Source organism: Terrabacter sp. RAF57 (assembly GCF_052113925.1).
GTDB lineage: Bacteria > Actinomycetota > Actinomycetes > Actinomycetales > Dermatophilaceae > Terrabacter.
Map to the genome: position 1 here is coordinate 133,867 of NZ_JBFRDT010000008.1, position 19,062 is coordinate 152,928.

A 19,062-nucleotide genomic window follows, 5' to 3' on the forward strand; every position below is an offset into this window, starting at 1 on the left:
AGCGTCCATGGGCCGGTCGCCCGCGTGGACACTGGCTCTACAGTTCGGGTATGAGCGACAGCCCTGAGACCGTCAGCGAGAGCGTGACCGAGAGCGCCACCCCGGACGAGGCGTATGCCGCCCCGCAGGCGTCGGGCGCCACCGTGCGGCTCCGCGACGTGCTGGCCCAGATGCCCGACTACAAGCCCGGGAAGCCCGCGTCGGCACCCGCCGGCGTGATGGCATACAAGCTGTCGTCCAACGAGAACCCCTACGGTCCGCTCCCGTCGGTGCTCGCGGCGATCGACGACGCGGCGGCCACGGTGAACCGCTACCCCGACATGGCTGTCACGGCGCTGACCGAGCGGCTCGCGAAGGCGCTCGACGTCCCGGCCGAGTGCATCGCGACGGGCACCGGCTCGGTCGCGGTCCTCGCCCAGATCGTCAACGCCGCGTGCGACGCCGGTGACGAGGTCGTCCTCGCGTGGCGCTCGTTCGAGGCCTACCCGATCGTCACGCAGCTGGCCGGCGCGAAGCCCGTCATGGTCGGCCTCGACGAGCGGGCCCGCCACCGCCTCGACGCGATGTTCTCCGCGATCACCGACCGCACCCGCGTCGTCCTCGTCTGCACCCCCAACAACCCGACCGGGCCGTGCGTCCACCAGGCGGAGCTCGAGGCCTTCCTCGACAAGGTCCCGAGCGACGTCATCGTCGTCGTCGACGAGGCGTACGTCGAGTTCGTCCGCGACCCCGACGCCGTGCGCGGGCTCGAGACGTGGCGTCACCGCCCCAACGTCGTCGTCCTGCGGACCTTCTCCAAGGCGTACGGCCTCGCCGGCCTCCGCGTGGGGTATGCCGTCGCGCACCCGCCCGTCGCCGCCGCCCTCCGCAAGACGGCCACGCCCTTCGGCGTCAACTCGGTCGCGCAGGTGGCCGCCATCGCCTCGCTCGACGCGTTCGACGAGCTCAACGCGCGCGTCGAGTCGCTCGTCGCCGAGCGCGACCGGGTCGTCCGGGCCCTCGGCGACCAGGGCTGGACCCTCCCGCAGTCCGATGCGAACTTCGTGTGGTTCCCGCTCGGCGCCGACTCGACGGCCTTCTCGCAGGCGTGTGCCGAGGCCGGCCTCACGGTGCGGCAGTACGGCGACGACGGCGTGCGCGTCACGATCGGCGAGGTGGACGCGAACTCGCGGCTCATCGAGGTCGCCGAACGCTTCGGGGCCCGCTGACCGAGCCGATCGGGGCGACAATGGGCTGAGCCGCGCGGTGTCGCGCGGCCGTCGTTGCAGGTCATGGCGCGGGAGGTCGCGGATGGGCACGGTGCGCAAGCGGCTCGCCGGTCGCGCGCTCAGCGGCAGCCTCGCCCTGCTCGGTGTCCTGCTCGTCGTGCCGTCGCTGTACTCGCCGACCCGGGAGATGGCGGTCGCCGACCGCGAGCACGGCTCGCTCCTGTCGCACCAGTGGGAGTGGAGCTGGGGGCGCGTCCGGGTGGCCGGTCTCGAGGGGGTCGAGCTGCGCGACCAGTGGAACCCGTTCGGCCTCGCCGTCCTCGTGGTGCTCCTCGTCGCGGGCCTCGCAGGCGTCGGCGTCTGGCTGGCCCGCCGCGTCACATGGGGTCACGTGCTCGGGCTCGTCACGGTCGGGCTGCTGACCGGTCGCGTGCTGACGACCGTGGCCGACCGGCTCGGCCGCTCGCTCGGCGAGGTCGACCAGGGGGCTGCCGGCCTCACGGTCCGGACCGAGATGACGCAGGCGGGGTCGCTCGAGACGGCCGCTGCGTGCGTCCTCGTCGTCGCGCTCGTGCTCATGGGTGTGGCCGCGGCCCGGTCGACGGGCGGGAGCGCCCTGCCGACGGTGCTGGCCGGCACCCCGGCCGCCGGCACTGCGGCTGCCGGCCCTCCGGCAGGTCGGGCGGAGCCGGCCGGGCTGCGCCCTGTCGGTGAGCACCTGACGACCGCGCCCGTGTCGTTCGACGACGCAGGTGCGGGCGGTGCGGGCGGAGGGGCGGACACGCCCGCGACGGCAGGAAAGCCGGGGAGGACGCCGTGACGCACCTTCGGGAGCACGTGGTCGCCGGCCGGCTGACGGCCGCGCTCGTCGGCCTTCTCGGGGTGCTGCTCGCACTGCCCACCCTCGTGCTCCCGACCCACGCCATCCTCCAGAAGCCGCCGGAGTCGGCCGAGCCCGACGCGTCCCCGTTCCGGCTGTCCGTCTGGAGCTGGGGGCACGTCGCAGACACGACCGCCAACACGGACGGCCAGGTCGACGTCGGCAACACGACCGGTCTGGTGATCCTCGTCGTGGCCCTCGCCGCCGGCCTCGCCGGCGTCCTCGCGTATGCGTTCCGGGCCGGCACCGACGGCCGGATCCTCGGTGTGACGGGACTCGCCTGGGCTGCATCCCAGGTGGTCGGTGGCCTGGGACGACGGGTCGGTGACACGATCTCGGGCATCTTCGGCGACGGCGACCAGCTCGTCGTCGAGACCTTCCCCACCGGCTACCTCGAGGTGGCCTCCGCCGCGCTGCTCGTCGTGTCGCTCGGTCTCGTCGTGCTGCGACCCGTGGCCGCACTGGCGCGGTCGGCCGTCGTCCGCGCGCGGGCGCTCGCCCGCCGTGCGGCCACGCACGACGAGGTGTCCGATGCGGCAGGCACGACGGAGACGTCAGCGCCGCGCGTCGGGATCGCGACGATTCGTGACGTGCCCGGGGGACCCGGCCATCCGCCCCATGCGCGGCGCGAGCACGCCGGCACGGGCGTCGGCTTCTCCGACGACCCGACCGTCGACCCCGACCGGTTCCGGCCGCCGAGATGACCGACGGTCCCGTCCACGACGTCGACCCGGAAGCCGGGCCGGGATGGCGTACGCGTGTGGCGGGGGTGGCGCTCGGCGGCGTCGGCGTGGTGCTGGCGGCGTCCACGGTGGTGTGGCCGACGAAGGTCGTCGCGGTCCGCGTCCCGGAGGTCGGCGACTTCACCAAGGGCTACGAGCAGCTGATCTGGTCGTGGGGACGTGAGGTCGTCTACACCTCGGACGGTGTGCTCCTCGACGCGTTCTCCGGTCCCGACCCGGTGCCGCGAGCGGTGCTCCTCGTCGTCGTCCTGCTGCTCGCCGCGGCCGGGTTGGTCGCCCGGCTCGTCCGTGGCGGGCGGCCCGGTGAGCTCGCGTCGGGGGTCGGCCTGGCGCTGGCTCTCGCGACCGTCGCGGCATCGGTGGTGCAGCGGCTGTCGGTCGACGACCGGACGATCGGCCTGCAGCCCGGGCTCGTCGTCGTGACGACGACGGTCGGCTGGCTCGAGGTCGTGTCGGTCGTCCTGCTCACGGCAGCAGTCGCCGGTCTCGTCGTCCCGGTGTTGCTGCCGCGCGTGGCGGTCTCGGTCACCGGCACGGTGTCCGGCGTCGCGGCGCGACTTCGGCAGCGTCGCGCCCTGGTGGAGGCCACCCCGCCGATCGTCGCCACCCTGATGGACCCCGGTCCGGCCGGCTCGGGGCGGGCGCCCGAGGTCGGCTTCAGCGACACGCCCTTCCCGTCGGGCGCGGACGGGGGAGTTGCGTCGCCGACCGACACCGACAGGTGAGCGCTGGATCGGGCCTCGTCGGAAGTGGTCGTGTGCCGGACGCCCGCAGTGTGGGTGGGCGGCCCTACCGTCGGGGCATGGACATGAAGCTCGAGCTGGTGGCCGTGCCCGTGACCGACGTCGACCGGGCCAAGGAGTTCTACGTCGAGAGGGTCGGATTCGTCCTCGACCACGACCACACGGTCAGTGACGAGATCCGATTCGTGCAGCTGACCCCACCCGGGTCGGCCTGCTCGATCGCGATCGGCAAGGGTCTGACCGAGATCGTCCCGGGCGGCCTCGACAACCTCCAGATGGTCGTCGCCGACGCCGACGCCGACGCGATCCGGGCCGAGCTCGTCGGTCGCGGCGTCGAGGCGTCCGAGGTCGACGAGCAGCCGTGGGGCCGTTTCGTCCACTTCAGCGACCCCGACGGCAACCGGTGGTCGCTGCAGGAGCTGCCCGCCTGGTCCGCCGGTGCCGGTGGCGACGGCGTCGACCCCGGGGCCTGACGCGTGGTGTCCGGGCTCCGTAGGGCCGTGCCGTTGATCCTCGTCACGGGCGCGGTCCTGCTCGCCGCGGTCCTCGTCTGGCCCACTCACCACCTCGTCTCACGCACGGCCGGGGGGAGCGAGACTCTCGTCGACATCTGGTTCGACGGACGCGTGCGGGCCGTGAGCCAAGCGATCGAGGTGCAGCGAGAGAGCTCGCTCACCGCGGTCCTGCTCGTCGTCGCGGCCATCGTCCTGCTCCTCGCCGCCGGCGGGCTCTGGGTGGCGGCCGCTCGGAGAACCCCGGTCGTGCCGGCTGTCGCGGTGACGGCTGCGACGCTCGCCGGTCTCGCTGTCGCGGTGTCCGTCCTGGTCCTGGTCCGCAGCGAACCCTTCGCCTTCGGGTGGGTAGGGAGTGCGGCGGTGGGGCAGCTCGACACGGCGATGACGCCGGTGGCGCTCTTCCTCCCGGCCGTGGTGGTGCTCGGGGGGCTTGCGATCGTCGCGATGCTGACGACGGTGGCTCGGCGTCGCGTGACGACCTGACGACCTGCCGACGTGACGACCTGACGACCTGACGACCTGACGACCTGACGACCCGACGACCTGAACGGCCGGGCGCCCCGTGTCGGTCCTCCGGCGTACGTTCACGGCATGCTCACCGCCGTCGCCGTGTCCGGCTACCGCTCGCTGCGCGACGTCGTCGTGCCTCTGCACGGGCTCGACGTCGTGACGGGCGCGAACGGCAGCGGCAAGTCGAGCCTCTACCGGTCGCTCCGGCTCCTCGCCGGCTGCGGCCGCGGCGACGTCATCGCCACCCTCGCCCGCGAGGGTGGCCTCCAGTCCGCGCTCTGGGCCGGCCCGGCGACCCTCGGCGGCGCTCGCGACCGGGGCCACGCCGTGCAGGGCACCCGTCGCAAGGGCCCGATCAGTCTCCAGCTCGGCTTCGCCTCCGACGACTTCGGCTACCTCGTCGACCTCGGCCTGCCCCAGCAGTCGACCGGCAGCGAGGCAGGGACGCCGTCGGCGTTCCTGCGCGACCCCGAGATCAAGCGCGAGGTGGTCTGGGCCGGCCCCGTCATGCGGCCGGGCTCGGTGCTCGTGCGCCGCCGCTGGGGTGTCGTCGAGACCCGCGCCGTGGGCGGGAGCGACGACGGCTGGGCCTCCGACTGGGGGCCCGACGACGGCGACGCCGCGGAGTGGGAGTCCGACCCCGTCGCGGCCCCGGGATCACGCACCGGCTCGCGAGCGGCCTACAAGGAGTCGGGCGCCGGCACGGCGTCGGGCCCGGGCCGCGGTGCACGCCCAGGGTGGGTCGAACTGACCCGCTCGCTGCGCCCGTGGGAGAGCATGCTGACCGAGCTCGCCGACCCCGAGCGGGCACCCGAGCTGCTCCGGGTGCGCCGGATGATCCGCGGCTGGCGGTTCTACGACGGGTTCCGCGCCGACGCCGAGGCCCCGGCCCGGACGCCCCAGGTCGGCACTCGCACCCCGGTGCTCGCCGACGACGGACGCGACCTCGCCGCCGCGCTCCAGACGATCCGCGAGAACGGTCGGTCCGAGCTCGACCGAGCCGTCGCCGACGCCTTCGACGGGGCGATCCTCGAGGTCACCGTCGACAGCGGCCGCTTCGACGTGGAGCTGCACCAGCCCGGGATGCTGCGGCCGCTCGCCGGAGCCGAGCTGTCCGACGGCACGCTGCGCTACCTGCTCCTCGTCGCCGCGCTGCTGACGCCCGACCCGCCGTCGCTCATGGTCCTCAACGAGCCCGAGACGTCGCTGCACCCCGACCTGCTCCCACCGCTCGGACGGCTCGTCCGGTCTGCGGCCGAACGCAGCCAGGTCATGGTCGTCTCCCACTCCGAGGCGCTCATCCGCGAGCTCGGTGTCGTCGACTCCGACGACGACGAGGCACCGGTCGGGCTCGGCACACCGGCCCGAGGCATCACCCTCGTCAAGGACCTCGGCGAGACCGTCGTGCAGGGTCAGGGCCTGCTCACCACCCCGGCCTGGACCTGGGGCACCCGGCGCTGACCGCGCCGGCGAGCGCGCCCCGAGCACACGGCATACGCCATCGCTCGCGACGCCTCAGGAGGTGGCGTTGTCGACCCGGCGGTCCGAGGGCTGCCCAGGGTCCACGGGTCCGGGGCTACGCCGGATCCGGGACGTCGCGAACGTCGTCCACGCGGCTGCGACGAGCAGGTAGCAGGCGAAGGCACCGACCAGCCAGCCGAGCGGGTCGTAGATCCCCCGACCGGTCAGGTAGAGGAAGCACCCTGCCATGAGGACCTGTGGGATGGCCTGAGCCGGGTAGAGCTCGGCCCAGTCGAGCGTCGTCCGCCAGGTCGGCAGGTCGGTCGGAGGTCGTCGCCCCCTGACGGCCGCCAGCACGATCTCGCGCCGGGTCCGTCGCGGCAGTGACCACCAGGCCCTGCTGATCGCCCAGGCGCTGGTGCGGTTCGGCGCTCCCATGTGCCCCCCTGCCTCGGATGTCGGGTGATTGTCGCACGGGCGACCCCGACCAGTGGGGGCGTTGTCGTCCCGCATTGTGAGATTCGCAGGGCTCTCCGGTAAGTTCCGGGTCGAGGACCAAGCACGAGTCCGTCGTCACGAACGGCGGCCCTGCGCCCCCAGAAGCCGACGAGCGGGTGACCCCCGTTTGCGGGCCGAACGAGTAGGCCGGTCTCACCGGCGAAGGAGCCCCAGTGAGCGACAAGGTTGTCGCCGAGCTGCAGGAGCCGACCCCCGCGGTCGGCGACGGTGGCCCGGACATGATCCAGCTGCTGACCCCCGAAGGTCAGCGCGTGTCCCATCCCGACTACGACAAGTACGTCGCGGACCTGACGCCCGAGGACCTGAGGAGCTTCTACCGCGACCTCGTCCTCATCCGCCGGCTCGACGCCGAGGGCTACGCCCTGCAGCGCCAGGGTGAGCTCGGCCTGTGGCCCAGCCTGCTCGGTCAGGAGGCGGCCCAGGTCGGCTCCGGTCGTGCGCTGCGGCCCCACGACTTCGTCTTCCCGACCTACCGCGAGCACGGCGTCGGCTTCGTGCGTGGCATGGACCCGCAGAGCTCGCTGCAGCTCTTCCGCGGCGTCAGCCAGGGCGGCTGGGACCCGCAGGAGAACAACTTCCACCTCTACACGATCGTCATCGGGGCCCAGGCGCTGCACGCCACGGGCTACGCGATGGGCGTGCGGATGGACGGCAACGTCGGCACCGGCGACCCCGACCGCGACACCGCGGTCATCTGCTACTTCGGCGACGGTGCCTCCTCGCAGGGTGACGTCAACGAGGCCTTCGTCTACGCGGCGAGCTTCGACGCGCCGGTCGTCTTCTTCTGCCAGAACAACCAGTGGGCCATCTCCGAGCCCGTCGAGAAGCAGACCCGGATCCCGCTCTTCCAGCGCGCCCGCGGCTTCGGCTTCCCGGGTGTCCGCGTCGACGGCAACGACATCCTTGCCACGTATGCCGTGACGCAGCACTGCCTCGACGAGGCCCGAAACGGCAACGGCCCGCTCCTCATCGAGGCCTACACGTACCGCATGGGTGCGCACACGACGGCCGACGACCCGACGAAGTACCGCGTCTCGGCCGAGGTCGAGGAGTGGAAGTTCCGCGACCCGATCCTGCGCCTCAAGACGCTCCTCGCGCACGAGGGGATGGCCGACGAGGCCTTCTTCGTCCGCATCGACGAGGAGGCCGACCAGTTCGCCGCCGAGCTGCGCGAGGGCTGCGTCACGATGGAGACGATGGCCGGCGAGACGATGTGGGACCACGTCTACGCCGAGGACCACCCGGTCATGGAGGCGGAGCGTGCCGCCTACCTCGCCTACAAGGCGAGCTTCGAGGAGGCGAACTGATGGCCGGCCAGCTCGAGAAGGTCACGCTCGGCAAGAGCATCACCAACGGCCTGCGCAAGGCCATGGAGGCCGACCCCAAGGTCGTGCTCATCGGTGAGGACATCGGCAAGCTCGGTGGCGTCTTCCGCATCACCGAGGGCCTGCAGAAGGACTTCGGCGAGGACCGCGTCATCGACAGCCCGCTCGCCGAGTCCGGCATCGTCGGCACCGCGGTCGGCATGGCGCTGCGCGGCTACCGCCCCGTCTGCGAGATCCAGTTCGACGGCTTCGTCTATCCGGCCTTCGACCAGATCGTCAGCCAGGTCGCCAAGATGCACGCCCGTGCCCTCGGCGCGGTCAAGATCCCGATGGTGATCCGCATCCCGTTCGGGGGCGGCATCGGCAGTCCGGAGCACCACTCCGAGAGCCCCGAGGCCTACTTCGCCCACACCGCGGGCCTGCGCGTCGTCGCGTGCAGCAACCCCGAGGACGCCCACTGGATGATCCAGCAGGCCGTCGCGTGCGACGACCCGGTGATCTTCTTCGAGCCGAAGCGCCGCTACCACGACCGTGCGGAGTACGACACGACCGCGACCACCGCGCCGCGCGGCCTCTTCGAGGCCAACGTGCTCCGTGAGGGCACGGACGTGACGCTGCTCGGCTACGGCCCGGTCGTCAAGACGATGCTCGAGTCGGCCGCCGCAGCGGAGGCCGAGGGCACGAGCATCGAGGTCATCGACCTGCGCTCGCTGTCGCCGCTGCCGATCGACACCATCGTCGAGTCGGTGCGCAAGACGGGTCGCCTCGTCGTCGTCCAGGAGGCGAGCAGCTTTCTCGGCATGGCGTCGGAGATCTCGGCGCAGGTCACGGAGCAGTGCTTCTACGAGCTCGAGGCCCCCGTCATCCGGGTCGCCGGCGCGAACATCCCCTACCCGCCGAGCCGGATGGAGGAGGAGTTCCTCCCCGACCTCGACCGCATCCTCGACGGCGTCGACCGCGCGCTCGCGTACTGAGAAGGGCTGCGACACATGGCAATCAAGACGTTCAACCTGCCCGACCCCGGTGAGGGGCTCGTCGAGGCCGAGATCGTGGAGTGGAAGGTGTCGCCCGGCGACACCGTCAAGGTCAACGACATGGTCCTCGAGATCGAGACCGCCAAGTCGCTCGTCGAGCTGCCCATCCCGTGGGCCGGCACCGTGAAGGAGCTGCTCGTCGAGGTCGGCCAGACCATCGACGTCGGCACGCCGATCATCTCGATCGACGACGGCAAGGGCGGTGACGACGCTCCCGCCGCCGCACCGTCGATCCCGGGCGAGAAGGCCGCTCCCGCCGAGGGCGCGGGTGGCGGCTCCGAGGCCATCCTCGTCGGCTACGGCGCCAAGGCCGGCGCCACGGCCCGTCGTGCCCGCAAGGGCATGGCCGCCGCCCCCGTCGCCGCAGCACCGACCGAGACCGAGCAGGTCGCGGCTGCCGCACCCGTCGCCGAGCCCGCAGCCCCGGCTCCGCGTGTCGAGTCGCCGGCTCCTGCCGTCCCGGGCGCGTCCGCTGCCGGTGGCCGTCCCAAGGCGAAGCCGCCCGTCCGCAAGCTCGCCAAGGACCTCGGCATCGACCTCGCGTCCGTCACCCCGACCGGGGCCGACGGCATCATCACGCGCGACGACGTGACGAACCATGCACGTGGCGCCGCCGTGAACGGCATTGCAGCACAAGCCGACTCCGCCGTCGGCGTTGCTGCGCCGGCCATCTCGCGTATGCCGTTCGGCGCGGGTGAGCGCGAGGAGCGCACGCCGATCAAGGGCGTCCGCAAGATGACGGCGCAGGCGATGGTCGGATCGGCCTTCACCGCACCGCACGTCACCGAGTGGATCACCATCGACGTCACGAAGACGATGGAGCTCGTCGACCGCCTCAAGGGCAGCCGCGAGTTCAAGGACGTCAAGGTCACGCCGCTGCTCGTGCTCGCCAAGGCGCTCGTCCTCGCGGTCAAGCGCAACCCCGGCATGAACGCGACGTGGGACGAGGCCAACCAGGAGATCGTCCAGAAGAACTACGTCAACCTCGGCATCGCCGCCGCGACCCCGCGTGGCCTCATCGTCCCGAACATCAAGGACGCTCACGCCATGACGATGCTCGAGCTGGCGCAGGCCATCGGTCAGCTCACCGCCACGGCCCGCGAGGGCCGCACCCAGCCGGCCGAGATGTCGGGCGGCACGATGACGATCACCAACGTCGGCGTGTTCGGCGTCGACAGCGGCACCCCGATCATCAACCCGGGCGAGTCGGCCATCGTGTGCTTCGGTGCGATCCGCAAGCAGCCGTGGGTCGTCACCGATGCCGACGGCAACGACGAGATCGCCATCCGCCACGTCACGCAGCTCGCGGTGAGCTTCGACCACCGTCTCATCGACGGTGAGCTCGGCAGCCGCTTCCTGTCCGACCTGGCCGCGATCCTCGCCGACCCGGCCCAGGCCCTCGTCTGGGGCTGACCCACCCAACCGTCGAGGGGCCACAAACCGGCACCGGTTTGTGGTCCTTCGACGATCCGTCCTGCCGGGGGACGCCTCAGGAGGACCGCGATCGGATCGGGACACACCCCCACGATTGGGGGTATGCCGACCCCACCCGTGGCGCGTGCGCCGCGCCGCGCGCCACGCCACGATGGTGGAGTTCCCGATCGGGCGATCGCCCCTGAGCAGTGGAGGTCCGTCATGGGTGGGCAGCGCGTGCACGGGCCGGGTCCGTGGTGCGCCCGGGCAGGACGGGGGCCACACCGGTGACTGCTCTCCGCTCGGACCCGACCCCGCAGGGACCGGACGTCGTCCGCGTGCTCGTCGTCGACGACGTGCACATCCTCCGGATCGGGCTCGCCTCGCTCTTCTCCGTCGAGGGTGACCTCGAGCTCTGCGGCGCCGCCGAGAGTGGCGAGCAGGCGGTCGAGGTGGCTCGGCGCACCCACCCCGACGTCGTGCTCATGGACATCCGGATGCCCGGCATCGGCGGGGTCGAGGCCACCCGGAGGATCCTGCAGGACCGGCCGACGACCCAGGTCGTCGTGCTGACGGGAGAGCCGTCGGTGCAGGGACGGCGGGCGGCGCTGGAAGCCGGCGCGGCGGCATACATCGTCAAGGATGCGGTGCCGTCGACGGTCCTCGACGCGGTCCGTGGCGTGGGAAGGGGGCGCCAGCCCGGGATGCCGCGCTGACCCTCCGAACGCCGCGGCCGGCGACGCTCAGGGGAGCTGAAGCTCGCTCGCGAAGGACGTCGGGAAACGCGCCACGAGCTCGGTCCCGCCCTCGGCGCGGCGTGCCAGTCGCAGCGACCCACCGACGTCGGTCAGGGTGTCCTCGAGCAGGCGAAGGCCGAGGTGGCCGGTGGCGACCGGGCCCGGAGGTGGCCCGCTGCCGTCGTCGACCACCGTCACCGTGGCCTCGTCGCCCTCGACGACGGCGATGAGCGTCGCCCGGGAGGCGTTGGCGTGCTTGACGACGTTGCGCAGCCCCTCGCGGAGCACGCGGTAGGTCAGCTGGATCGCCTCCGTGGACAGGTGGGCGTAGCCGGGAGAGACCTCGACGTCGACGACGACGCCCGACTCGCGGGCCCGCGTCGCGAGGATGTCGAGGGCCGCCGTGAGCCCGGGCAGGGACGGGTCGGCCGGGTAGAGGTCGGTGACCAGGCCCCGCAGGGAGGAGATGTCACCGCGGAGGCTCTGACCTGCCGAGTCGAGCAGCTCGCGCGCCTCGACCGAGCTGTCGGGCAGCTGGCGGGCGACCATCGGGAGGGCGTAGCCGAGGGCCGCGAGGTTCTGGATCAGGCCGTCGTGCAGCTCCTCGGCGATGCGGCGCCGCTCCATGTCGGAGGCGGCGAGGGCATGGCGCAGCATCGCCCCGCGTTCGGTGCGCGCGTGGTCGACCCGACGGGCCAGCGACAGGGCCAGCGGCAGGAGGAAGAGCGTCAGGATGAGCATGGCGCCGACGGCGAGGGCCGTCAGCGCGTAGAGCAGCAGCCGCTGGTCGCTCTCGAGCCGCTCGGTCGACCAGTAGGACTCGATGACGACCGGCTTGCTGTCGGCGTCGAACGCACCGACGTACACCTCGAGCAGCTGGCCCGCGGTGCGCTCCTCGACGTTCTCCACCTTGCTGAGGTCCGACACGTCGGCGACGACGTCCTGGGTGCCGAAGAGCGCGGCGACGTCCTCGTCCATGACGTACGTGCGGCCGATGAGGTCGCGCTCGTCCGACCAGATGACGTTGCCCTCCATCGACCAGAGCTTGACGTGGACGAGGGACCCGTCCCGCAGCCGCGACTCGACGACCGTGACGAGGCTCTGCGAGGAGTTCGGGCGCCGGGAGCGCACCGCGGTGTCGACGAAGGGCGCTGCTACGTTGGCCGCGAAGGTCCTGCCTCGCAGGCTCGCCTCGCGCAGCGCGAGGTCCGCCGCCAGCGCGCGTGCCACCAGGACGGCCCCGAACGCGACGATGAGGAAGGCCACGAGCGTCCACAGCCCGAAACGGGTGATGGCCTCGCGCACGATCGACGGGGGCCCGCCGTGTGTCCCACCGGACCCTTGCGAGCCCGGCGCGCTAGCCACGCCTGGTCGGTGCGATGAGGCCGAGCCGGCTCGCGTTCACGACGGCCTCGAGCTGGGAGTGTGCGTGCAGCTTGCGCAGCAGGGTCTTGACGTAGCCGCGACACGTCAGCACCGAGATCCCGAGCTCCCTGGCGATCATGACGGCATCGGCTCCGTCCGCCAGCCGGCGCAGGACGTCGGCCTCGCGCGGCGTCAGGCGCGGGACGGGAGCCCCGTGGCGGTCGGCGCCGGCCCGCACGATGGTGCGCAGCAGGCCGGGGTCGATGGCGAAGCCTTTCCGGGTCGACGACCGGACGGCGCCGAGGATCTCGTCGAGGGAGCCGTCCTTGGGCAGGAGGGCACACGCTCCGGCGTTGAGCGACCTCGTGAGCAGGGCCTGGTCGATGAAGGCGCTGAGCACGATGATGCGCACGTTCGGGACGGCACCGATGAGGTCCGTGGCCAGGTCGATGCCGTCGTCCTGACCGAGCCGGACGTCCATGAGGATGACGTCGGGCTGCCAGTACGCCGCCAGCGCGCGAGCCTGGGCGGCGTTGAGCGCCGTTGCGACACAACGCAGGTCGGGCTCGCCGTTGATCACCAAGCCGATGGCGTCGGCAAGGACCCGGTGGTCGTCCACGATCAGGACTGATGTCTGTGTGCTGTCAACGCACGGTGAAGCCTTCATGGGCACCCCCCCGGGAGCATGTCGGCTTTCAGTATCGGCCACGTCGCCGGGCGCTGTCCCACGAATCCGAAGGGTCCGGTTCGTCCCGCGAGCGCCGCCCGCGCCCCGACCGGTACTCCCGACGGACCCCGAGGTTCTCCCGAGCAGGTCCGCCCACCATGGGCGTGGATATCCCCCGCTGGTCGGGGGACCCACTGCAGCAGCACAGTTCGACCGGGACGTCGGGCACCGGGAGCAGCACGCACCACGGGGCTCGCCGTCCACCACCTGAGGAGCAGGCATGAACACCTCCACACCTTCGGAACCCCAAGACCCGCGTGAGCTCGAGCCCGGCGGGATCTACCGACGCACCGTCCTCCGGCTCGGGGCCGCCGGAGGACTCGGAGCCGCGCTCGTCGCCGCCCGCGCATTCGGTGGTCCCGTCCTGGCGCAGCAGGGTCTGCTGTCGCCCGACGGCGCCTTCGCAGCTTCGTCGACGACACTCGGCGACCTGCTCTTCTACGTCGAGGCCTTCCCGACGAGCCCGCTGATCCTCTCGCCCTTCTCCGACCCGCTCCCGATACCGAAGGCCCTGGCGCCCGTGCCGGTGTCGACCTTCAGCCGTTGGGCAAAGCCTCCCGGTCCCGGTGTGGGACAGCAGAACTCGTTCGGGAGCGAGCGGCACCAGATCTGGCCCTCCGCGCTCGGCTATCCCGACCCGATCGTCTACAAGATCGACCTGCTCCTGCGCACCCACTCGTTCACGACCTCCCAGGTGCTGCCGATCGACTCGAACGGCAAGCCGACGGCGTCGTTCGACGCCTACGGCGCCACGTATGCCGCCGGCACGAAGCGCTGGCTGCCGATGAGCACGATCTACGGCTTCAACGGCACCTTCCCCGGACCGAGGATCAACGCGGAGTACGGCAAGCCCGTCCTCGTCCGCTTCGAGAACCACCTCGACGAGAACCCGCTCGGCCTCGACCGGCAGGACTTCGGGTCCCCGGACTGGTCGTTCCTCACCCACCTGCACAACGGCCACACGGCGCCCGAGAGCGACGGCAACCCGCACTACTGCATGACCTACGGCCCCAAGTCGACCGGCTACGGACCCCAGACCTTCTGCGACAACCTCTACCTCAACTGGCCGGCGGGAGGGGACGACCGCGAGAAGCAGAGCTTCTTCTGGTTCCACGACCACCGCATGGACCACACCGGGTCGAACGTCTACAAGGGCATGGTCGGCCTCTACCCGATCTACGACCCCAAGAACGGCACGGACATGGGAGACGAGCGCCAGGGGCTCAGGCTGCCCGGCGTCCGCCGGGACAACCCGGACGGCTCCTTCGACGTCGACTACGACGTCCCGCTCGCGTTCTACGACTGCCGCCTCGACGACGGGGTGACCACGCACCAGGACGTCCACGACGGGATGGGGGAGTTCCCGGCAGCGAAGAACCCTGCGACGCACCCGGAGTGGTGGGGCAAGACGTTCTACAAGCACTTCCCCAACCACGGCTTCGTCGGCGACATCTTCACCGTCAACGGCACCGCCTACCCGACGATGGTCGTGCGACGCCGGAAGTACCGCTTCCGCTTCCTCGACGCCTCGATCGCCCGCATCTACGAGTTCAAGCTGATGGCGTCGACGACGGGCCCGAAGTCATCCGCGTCCCTGGGCTACGGCGGCGACGAGCTCGAGGGGCAGTACCGCATCCCCGACGGCCAGCAGTGCATGCAGTTCACCCAGATCGCCTCGGACGGCGGCCTGCTGCCGTTCGCGATCAAGCGCGACTCGTTCGAGCTGTGGCCGGCCAAGCGCCGCGAGGTCATCGTCGACTTCACCCGCTACCAGGACGGGACGCCGACGACGAAGGGCGACGTCGTCTACCTCACGAACGTCATGAAGATGCCGAACGGTCGCATGTGGTCCAACTCGTCCCGGTTCTCGCCGGACCCGAACTACAAGGTGCCGGTGCTGAAGTTCGTCATCGGCGACGACGCCCCGGACGACAGCCTCGTCCCGCAGCCGGGTCAGCTGCTGCGGTCGCTGCCGCCGCTGCCGGGCAACTGGCAGAGCATGCTCGACAACCGCCTGGTCTTCGAGGTCGAGCGCGGGAGCTCGTCCGCCGACGTTGAGTGGCTCATCAACGGCCAGCCGTTCGACCCGACGCACGTCGGCACGAGCCTGAAGAACCCCGCCGGCAAGACCCCGCTCGCGCAGCAGAAGCGCGGCAGCTTCAACCTCTGGGAGATCCGCAACGGCGGCGGCGGCTGGGTGCACCCGTTCCACCTGCACATGGAGGAGCACCGCGTCGTCATGCGCAACGGCAAGGACGCGACGAAGGGCAGCGCGGGTCACCCCGACGACGTCTCGCGCGAGGACCTGACGGCCCTCGACCCGGGCGAGTCCGTCATCGTCTACCGGGGATTCCGGGACTTCGTGGGTCCCTACGTCGCGCACTGCCACAACCTCGCGCACGAGGACCACGCGATGATGTTCGGCTGGGAGATCACGCCGTAGGGAGCGTATGCCGTGTCGTGGCCTCCGCATGGACGGCCACGACACGGCCTACGCCGTGGTCCACCACTAGGAAGGAAGGCACTGCCATGACCACCTCCTCGACCGTCGCGGCCCCACCCACGGTCCCGGGGCGCCGACGCGCCGTCCCCTGGGCGACGGTGCTGCCCCTCGCGGTGGTGCTGGCCTACGCGGACGGCTTCTGGGTGACCTCGATGCGCGGTGCGGTCGGCGCCGTCGGTCGCGGGCAGGGCCCGTTCACGACCTGGTGGCACGAGTCCACCGTCCTCGTCCCCGTCTACGTGTGCGCCGTCCTCGCCGCGCTCGCGCTCGCCGTGCACCTGTCGGACCGGCGACACGACGACCGGGGACGGGCGCCGCTCCTGCTGACCGCGGGGCTCGTCGTCGTGACCGCCACGCTCGTCGGCGCCGTCGAGATGGCGGTCGGGGCCGCGTACGACTTCCACCTCCAGTCGGGCCAGCTCGAGGTGATGGCCTCGATGCGGGGCGACTGCCGGGCGGACTGCATCGAGCGGCTGCGGCAGGACACGTGGTGGCTGCAGCTGCGCGCCACCGGCCTCGGAGCCGTGCTCCTGCTCGTCACCAACCTCGGAGCCGTCGCGTGGGTGACGATGTTCCACGGCGGCCGACTGGACTCCGTCCGGTCGGCGCGCGCCCGTAGTCGGTCCCTGGACGCCTGCGGTGAGCGGCGGCTGCTCCTGGCCCTGGCCCTCGTCGGTGGTGCGCTCATCCACCTGGCGGTCGTGCCGGAGCACTTCGAGGAGTGGGTGGCCGCGGCCTGGTTCTTCGTCGCGCTGGCGGTCGCCCAGGCCGTCGCGGCGTTCCTCGTGCTCCGGGGGCCCGCGCCCGCTCGTGGCCTCCTGCTCCTCGTGGCCGCGCTCTCGGCCGGTCCACTCGTCGTGTGGGCGTGGTCGCGCACCTGGGGTCTGCCGGTCGGTCCCGACCCCGGCGTCCCCGAGGCCGTCGGGCTCCCCGACATCGCTGCCGGCGCCCTGGAGCTCGTGGCCCTCGTCCTCGTCGTCGTCCTGCTGCGCCGCGTCCCGGTCGGCGCCGTCCGCCGCCTCCGGCCCGAGCACCTGGGCCGACTCGCGGTGGCCGCCGTGCTGGCCGTCACCGTGGTCGGAGTGGCGTCGAGTCAGGCGGGGTGGTTCGACGTCGTTCGTTCGGAGAGCCTCACGAGCTCGGGCATGGGCTAGCAGATGAACGCCGTCGTGTTCGTGAAGTGAGCCGACTGCTCACCCCCAATCTTCGGGTCCGACCTCCCCGCACGTGGTGGAGCCCGCAGACCGTCTCCTCGCCCGACCATGGAGGAGTCAAGGGAGGGGTTGACATGACGAACTCGAGCCTGGGGGCGCGAGCAGGGGTTGAGGGACCCGTGCGAGCCGAGGTCACACTGTGTCGGAGCCTGCGGGTGTCGGTCGGCGACCGGTCGATCGGACCGCGCCAGCTCGGCGGGGCGAAACCGCGCCAGATCCTCGTCGCGCTGCTGCTGCGGCCCGACCAGGCCGTCTGCAAGGCAAGTCTCGTGCGGTTGCTGTGGGACGACGCCCCACCGGCGGGCGCCCTGAGCACCCTCGAGGGCTACGTCAGCCTGGTGCGCAAGCGGCTCGACGCCCTGGCGCCGGGGCTCGGCAGCGCCGTGCGCACGGAGCCGGGCGGCTACCTTCTCGACCCGGCCTTCGTCGACGTCGACGTCCACCGCTTCCGGCGACTGGCCGCTCGGGCGCGCGCCTGCTCGGGGCCGGCCGCCGTGCGCGGCTGGGTCGGTGCCTTCGACGTCCTCGACGCCCTCGACGCCCTCGGGGGAGCCCGCGGCCTCAGTGGCCTGCTCCTGCCGGACGAGCACCTCGACTGGATCGAGCAGGCGCGTGAGGAGCTCGACGACGAGCTGCTGAGGGCCCTCTCCGAGGCGGCAGGGGTGGCCCTCGACGCGGGAGACCTCGACCGTGCCCACCGCTGGGCGAGAGAGGCGCTCGCCGCCGACCCCTACGACGAGGCTGCGTGGCGCGTCATCCTCGAGTGCTGTGAGCAGCGCGGTCGCTACGCGGAGGGCCTGCGCGCCTACGACGAGTGCCGGCGGCTGCTCGCGGACGAGCTCGGCTGCGCGCCCGGACCCGGGGTCCGCGAGGTCTTCGGCCGCCTCCTGGACGGCGCGCGGCAGGCCGACGACGACCCGCTGGCGGCGTTGGTCGACGCCGTCGTCCGCCTCCACGTCGCGGTGTCGCTCCCGGCCGGACCGGCCGGTGCGGACCCCGAGGGGACCACGGGGCCGGGGCGCCCCGGCCGGGCGGGGCAGCGGGGCGGCCCCCCGCCGGTCGAGGAGGACTGGCGGCTGCTCGAGCGTCTGCTGTCGATGGCGCGCAGCGGTTGGCACCCCACGGCTCAGGCCACCGCCTGACCCACCCGACCGTCGAAGGGCCACGAACCGGTACCGGTTGGGCGGGTCAGCCGGAGAGGGCGCGCCTCATGACGGCGTCCATGGCGCGGTCCGGCAGCAGCCGGCGCGCGGTGACGATGGCGCGCGCGCCGCGTCCGGCGGGGTAGCGCGCCGCGGGGTTCGCGGCCTCCAGCGCCTTGAGCACCTTCTCGGCGACCGCCTCGGGCCCGGAGCTCATCCGCGGGGTGTCGACGCGCTCGAACATCACGGCCATCCGGCGGCCGAGGTCCTCGTAGACGGTGCCGATCGACCGCTCGACCATGCTCTCGCGGGCGATGGTGTTCCACTCCGAGATGATCGGGCCCGGCTCGACGATGACGACGTCGATGCCGAAGGGGGCGAGCTCGATGCGCAGGCTGTCGCTGAAGCCCTCGACCGCGAACTTCGTGGCGTGGTACCACGCGCCGAGTGGCTCGTAGATCTTGCCGCCGATGCTGGAGATGTTGACGATCCGGCCGCGACGCCGCGTGCGCATGTGCGGCGTGACGAGCTGGGTGAGGCGGGCGAGCCCGAAGACGTTGACCTCGAACTGCCGCCGCGCCTCCTCGATCGGTACGTGCTCGACCGGTCCGTACGAGCCGTAGCCGGCGTTGTTGACGAGGGCGTCGATCTGCCCCTGCTCGGTGATGATGCGGTCGACCCCCGCGACCATCGACGCGTCGTCGGTGACGTCCATGGCGAAGGCGATGATGCCGCGCGACTCGAGCGCGGCCATGCGCTCGACGCGGCGGGCGACGGCATACACCGTCCACCCGGACTCGACGAGGTGGATGGCGATGGACTCGCCGATGCCGGAGGACGCGCCGGTGACGAGGGCTACCTTGCTCATCCCGACACCGTATGCGGCACCGCTGGGACCCGAGCGCGCGCCCATCTCCCAGCGTGGGCCGCCCGGACGGCATACCCCTCCCTCACACCGTCGAGAGGCCACGTCGTGCGGGTGCGAGAACGTCGAGAGGCCAGAGCTCGCGACGAGCTCTGGCC

The 19,062-nt window shown here is 72.0% G+C and carries 18 protein-coding genes; 14 read left to right on the forward strand and 4 right to left on the reverse strand.

Annotated elements, in window-relative coordinates; all coding sequences use genetic code 11:
• Positions 1-50 precede the first annotated feature (50 nt).
• The 7 genes from hisC to AB4Y83_RS11970 all read left to right on the forward strand — a co-directional run bounded on the left by hisC (position 51) and on the right by AB4Y83_RS11970 (position 6,060).
• Entirely contained in the window at positions 51-1,208 is a 1,158-nt protein-coding gene (hisC, locus tag AB4Y83_RS11940; protein ID WP_442297011.1) for a histidinol-phosphate transaminase, read from the forward strand.
• A gap of 82 nt (positions 1,209-1,290) precedes the next feature.
• Entirely contained in the window at positions 1,291-2,028 is a 738-nt protein-coding gene (locus AB4Y83_RS11945) for a hypothetical protein (RefSeq protein ID WP_442274317.1), read from the forward strand.
• Positions 2,025-2,792 carry a hypothetical protein gene (locus tag AB4Y83_RS11950; protein ID WP_442297012.1) on the forward strand — a complete coding sequence of 256 codons (768 nt, stop codon included), beginning with the start codon at positions 2,025-2,027 and terminating at the stop codon, positions 2,790-2,792. Before AB4Y83_RS11945 ends, AB4Y83_RS11950 begins: the two co-directional genes overlap by 4 nt.
• A complete protein-coding gene (locus tag AB4Y83_RS11955; RefSeq protein WP_442274319.1) occupies positions 2,789-3,556 on the forward strand; it encodes a hypothetical protein in 768 nt (255 codons plus the stop codon). The genes AB4Y83_RS11950 and AB4Y83_RS11955 overlap by 4 nt, the downstream gene beginning before the upstream one ends.
• Positions 3,557-3,633: 77 nt before the next feature.
• Positions 3,634-4,047 carry a glyoxalase superfamily protein gene (locus AB4Y83_RS11960; protein WP_442297013.1) on the forward strand — a complete coding sequence of 138 codons (414 nt, stop codon included), beginning with the start codon at positions 3,634-3,636 and terminating at the stop codon, positions 4,045-4,047.
• Positions 4,048-4,074: 27 nt separating this feature from the next.
• Positions 4,075-4,572: a hypothetical protein gene (locus AB4Y83_RS11965; protein ID WP_442274320.1), complete on the forward strand. Its 498-nt coding sequence runs from the start codon at positions 4,075-4,077 to the stop codon at positions 4,570-4,572.
• A gap of 108 nt (positions 4,573-4,680) precedes the next feature.
• Complete coding sequence (locus AB4Y83_RS11970; protein ID WP_442297014.1) at positions 4,681-6,060, forward strand: AAA family ATPase; 1,380 nt, start codon at positions 4,681-4,683, stop codon at positions 6,058-6,060.
• A gap of 54 nt (positions 6,061-6,114) precedes the next feature.
• Here the strand turns inward: AB4Y83_RS11970 and AB4Y83_RS11975 are convergent, their stop codons facing one another.
• Positions 6,115-6,498, reverse strand: a complete 384-nt coding sequence (locus AB4Y83_RS11975) for a hypothetical protein (protein ID WP_442274322.1) — start codon at positions 6,496-6,498, stop codon at positions 6,115-6,117.
• A 233-nt stretch (positions 6,499-6,731) separates the two neighbouring features.
• Between AB4Y83_RS11975 and pdhA the strand changes: the two genes are divergently transcribed.
• The 4 genes from pdhA (at position 6,732) to AB4Y83_RS11995 (ending at position 11,067) form a co-directional block, all read left to right on the forward strand.
• Positions 6,732-7,886, forward strand: coding sequence for a pyruvate dehydrogenase (acetyl-transferring) E1 component subunit alpha (gene pdhA, locus AB4Y83_RS11980; protein WP_056755923.1), 1,155 nt, complete (start codon positions 6,732-6,734; stop codon positions 7,884-7,886).
• Positions 7,886-8,878: an alpha-ketoacid dehydrogenase subunit beta gene (locus tag AB4Y83_RS11985; protein ID WP_056774399.1), complete on the forward strand. Its 993-nt coding sequence runs from the start codon at positions 7,886-7,888 to the stop codon at positions 8,876-8,878. Before pdhA ends, AB4Y83_RS11985 begins: the two co-directional genes overlap by 1 nt.
• A 15-nt stretch (positions 8,879-8,893) precedes the next feature.
• The gene (locus AB4Y83_RS11990) at positions 8,894-10,351 is read left to right on the forward strand and encodes a dihydrolipoamide acetyltransferase family protein (RefSeq protein WP_442274323.1); all 1,458 of its coding nucleotides are present in this window, start codon (positions 8,894-8,896) and stop codon (positions 10,349-10,351) included.
• A 287-nt stretch (positions 10,352-10,638) separates the two neighbouring features.
• On the forward strand, positions 10,639-11,067 hold the full coding sequence (locus AB4Y83_RS11995; protein WP_442297015.1) for a response regulator: 429 nt from the start codon (positions 10,639-10,641) through the stop codon (positions 11,065-11,067).
• Positions 11,068-11,094: 27 nt separating this feature from the next.
• Here the strand turns inward: AB4Y83_RS11995 and AB4Y83_RS12000 are convergent, their stop codons facing one another.
• Both AB4Y83_RS12000 and AB4Y83_RS12005 read right to left on the reverse strand, forming a co-directional pair.
• The gene (locus tag AB4Y83_RS12000; RefSeq protein ID WP_442274325.1) at positions 11,095-12,393 is read right to left on the reverse strand and encodes a sensor histidine kinase; all 1,299 of its coding nucleotides are present in this window, start codon (positions 12,391-12,393) and stop codon (positions 11,095-11,097) included.
• Positions 12,394-12,445: 52 nt separating this feature from the next.
• Complete coding sequence (locus AB4Y83_RS12005; RefSeq protein ID WP_442274326.1) at positions 12,446-13,072, reverse strand: response regulator; 627 nt, start codon at positions 13,070-13,072, stop codon at positions 12,446-12,448.
• Between the two features lie 328 nt (positions 13,073-13,400).
• Between AB4Y83_RS12005 and AB4Y83_RS12010 the strand changes: the two genes are divergently transcribed.
• The 3 genes from AB4Y83_RS12010 (at position 13,401) to AB4Y83_RS12020 (ending at position 18,039) form a co-directional block, all read left to right on the forward strand.
• On the forward strand, positions 13,401-15,623 hold the full coding sequence (locus AB4Y83_RS12010; protein ID WP_442297016.1) for a multicopper oxidase family protein: 2,223 nt from the start codon (positions 13,401-13,403) through the stop codon (positions 15,621-15,623).
• Between the two features lie 86 nt (positions 15,624-15,709).
• Complete coding sequence (locus tag AB4Y83_RS12015; RefSeq protein ID WP_442274328.1) at positions 15,710-16,837, forward strand: hypothetical protein; 1,128 nt, start codon at positions 15,710-15,712, stop codon at positions 16,835-16,837.
• A gap of 134 nt (positions 16,838-16,971) precedes the next feature.
• Entirely contained in the window at positions 16,972-18,039 is a 1,068-nt protein-coding gene (locus AB4Y83_RS12020) for an AfsR/SARP family transcriptional regulator (protein ID WP_442297017.1), read from the forward strand.
• 46 nt (positions 18,040-18,085) lie between these two features.
• Here the strand turns inward: AB4Y83_RS12020 and AB4Y83_RS12025 are convergent, their stop codons facing one another.
• The gene (locus AB4Y83_RS12025) at positions 18,086-18,907 is read right to left on the reverse strand and encodes an oxidoreductase (RefSeq protein ID WP_442297018.1); all 822 of its coding nucleotides are present in this window, start codon (positions 18,905-18,907) and stop codon (positions 18,086-18,088) included.
• Positions 18,908-19,062 lie beyond the last annotated feature (155 nt).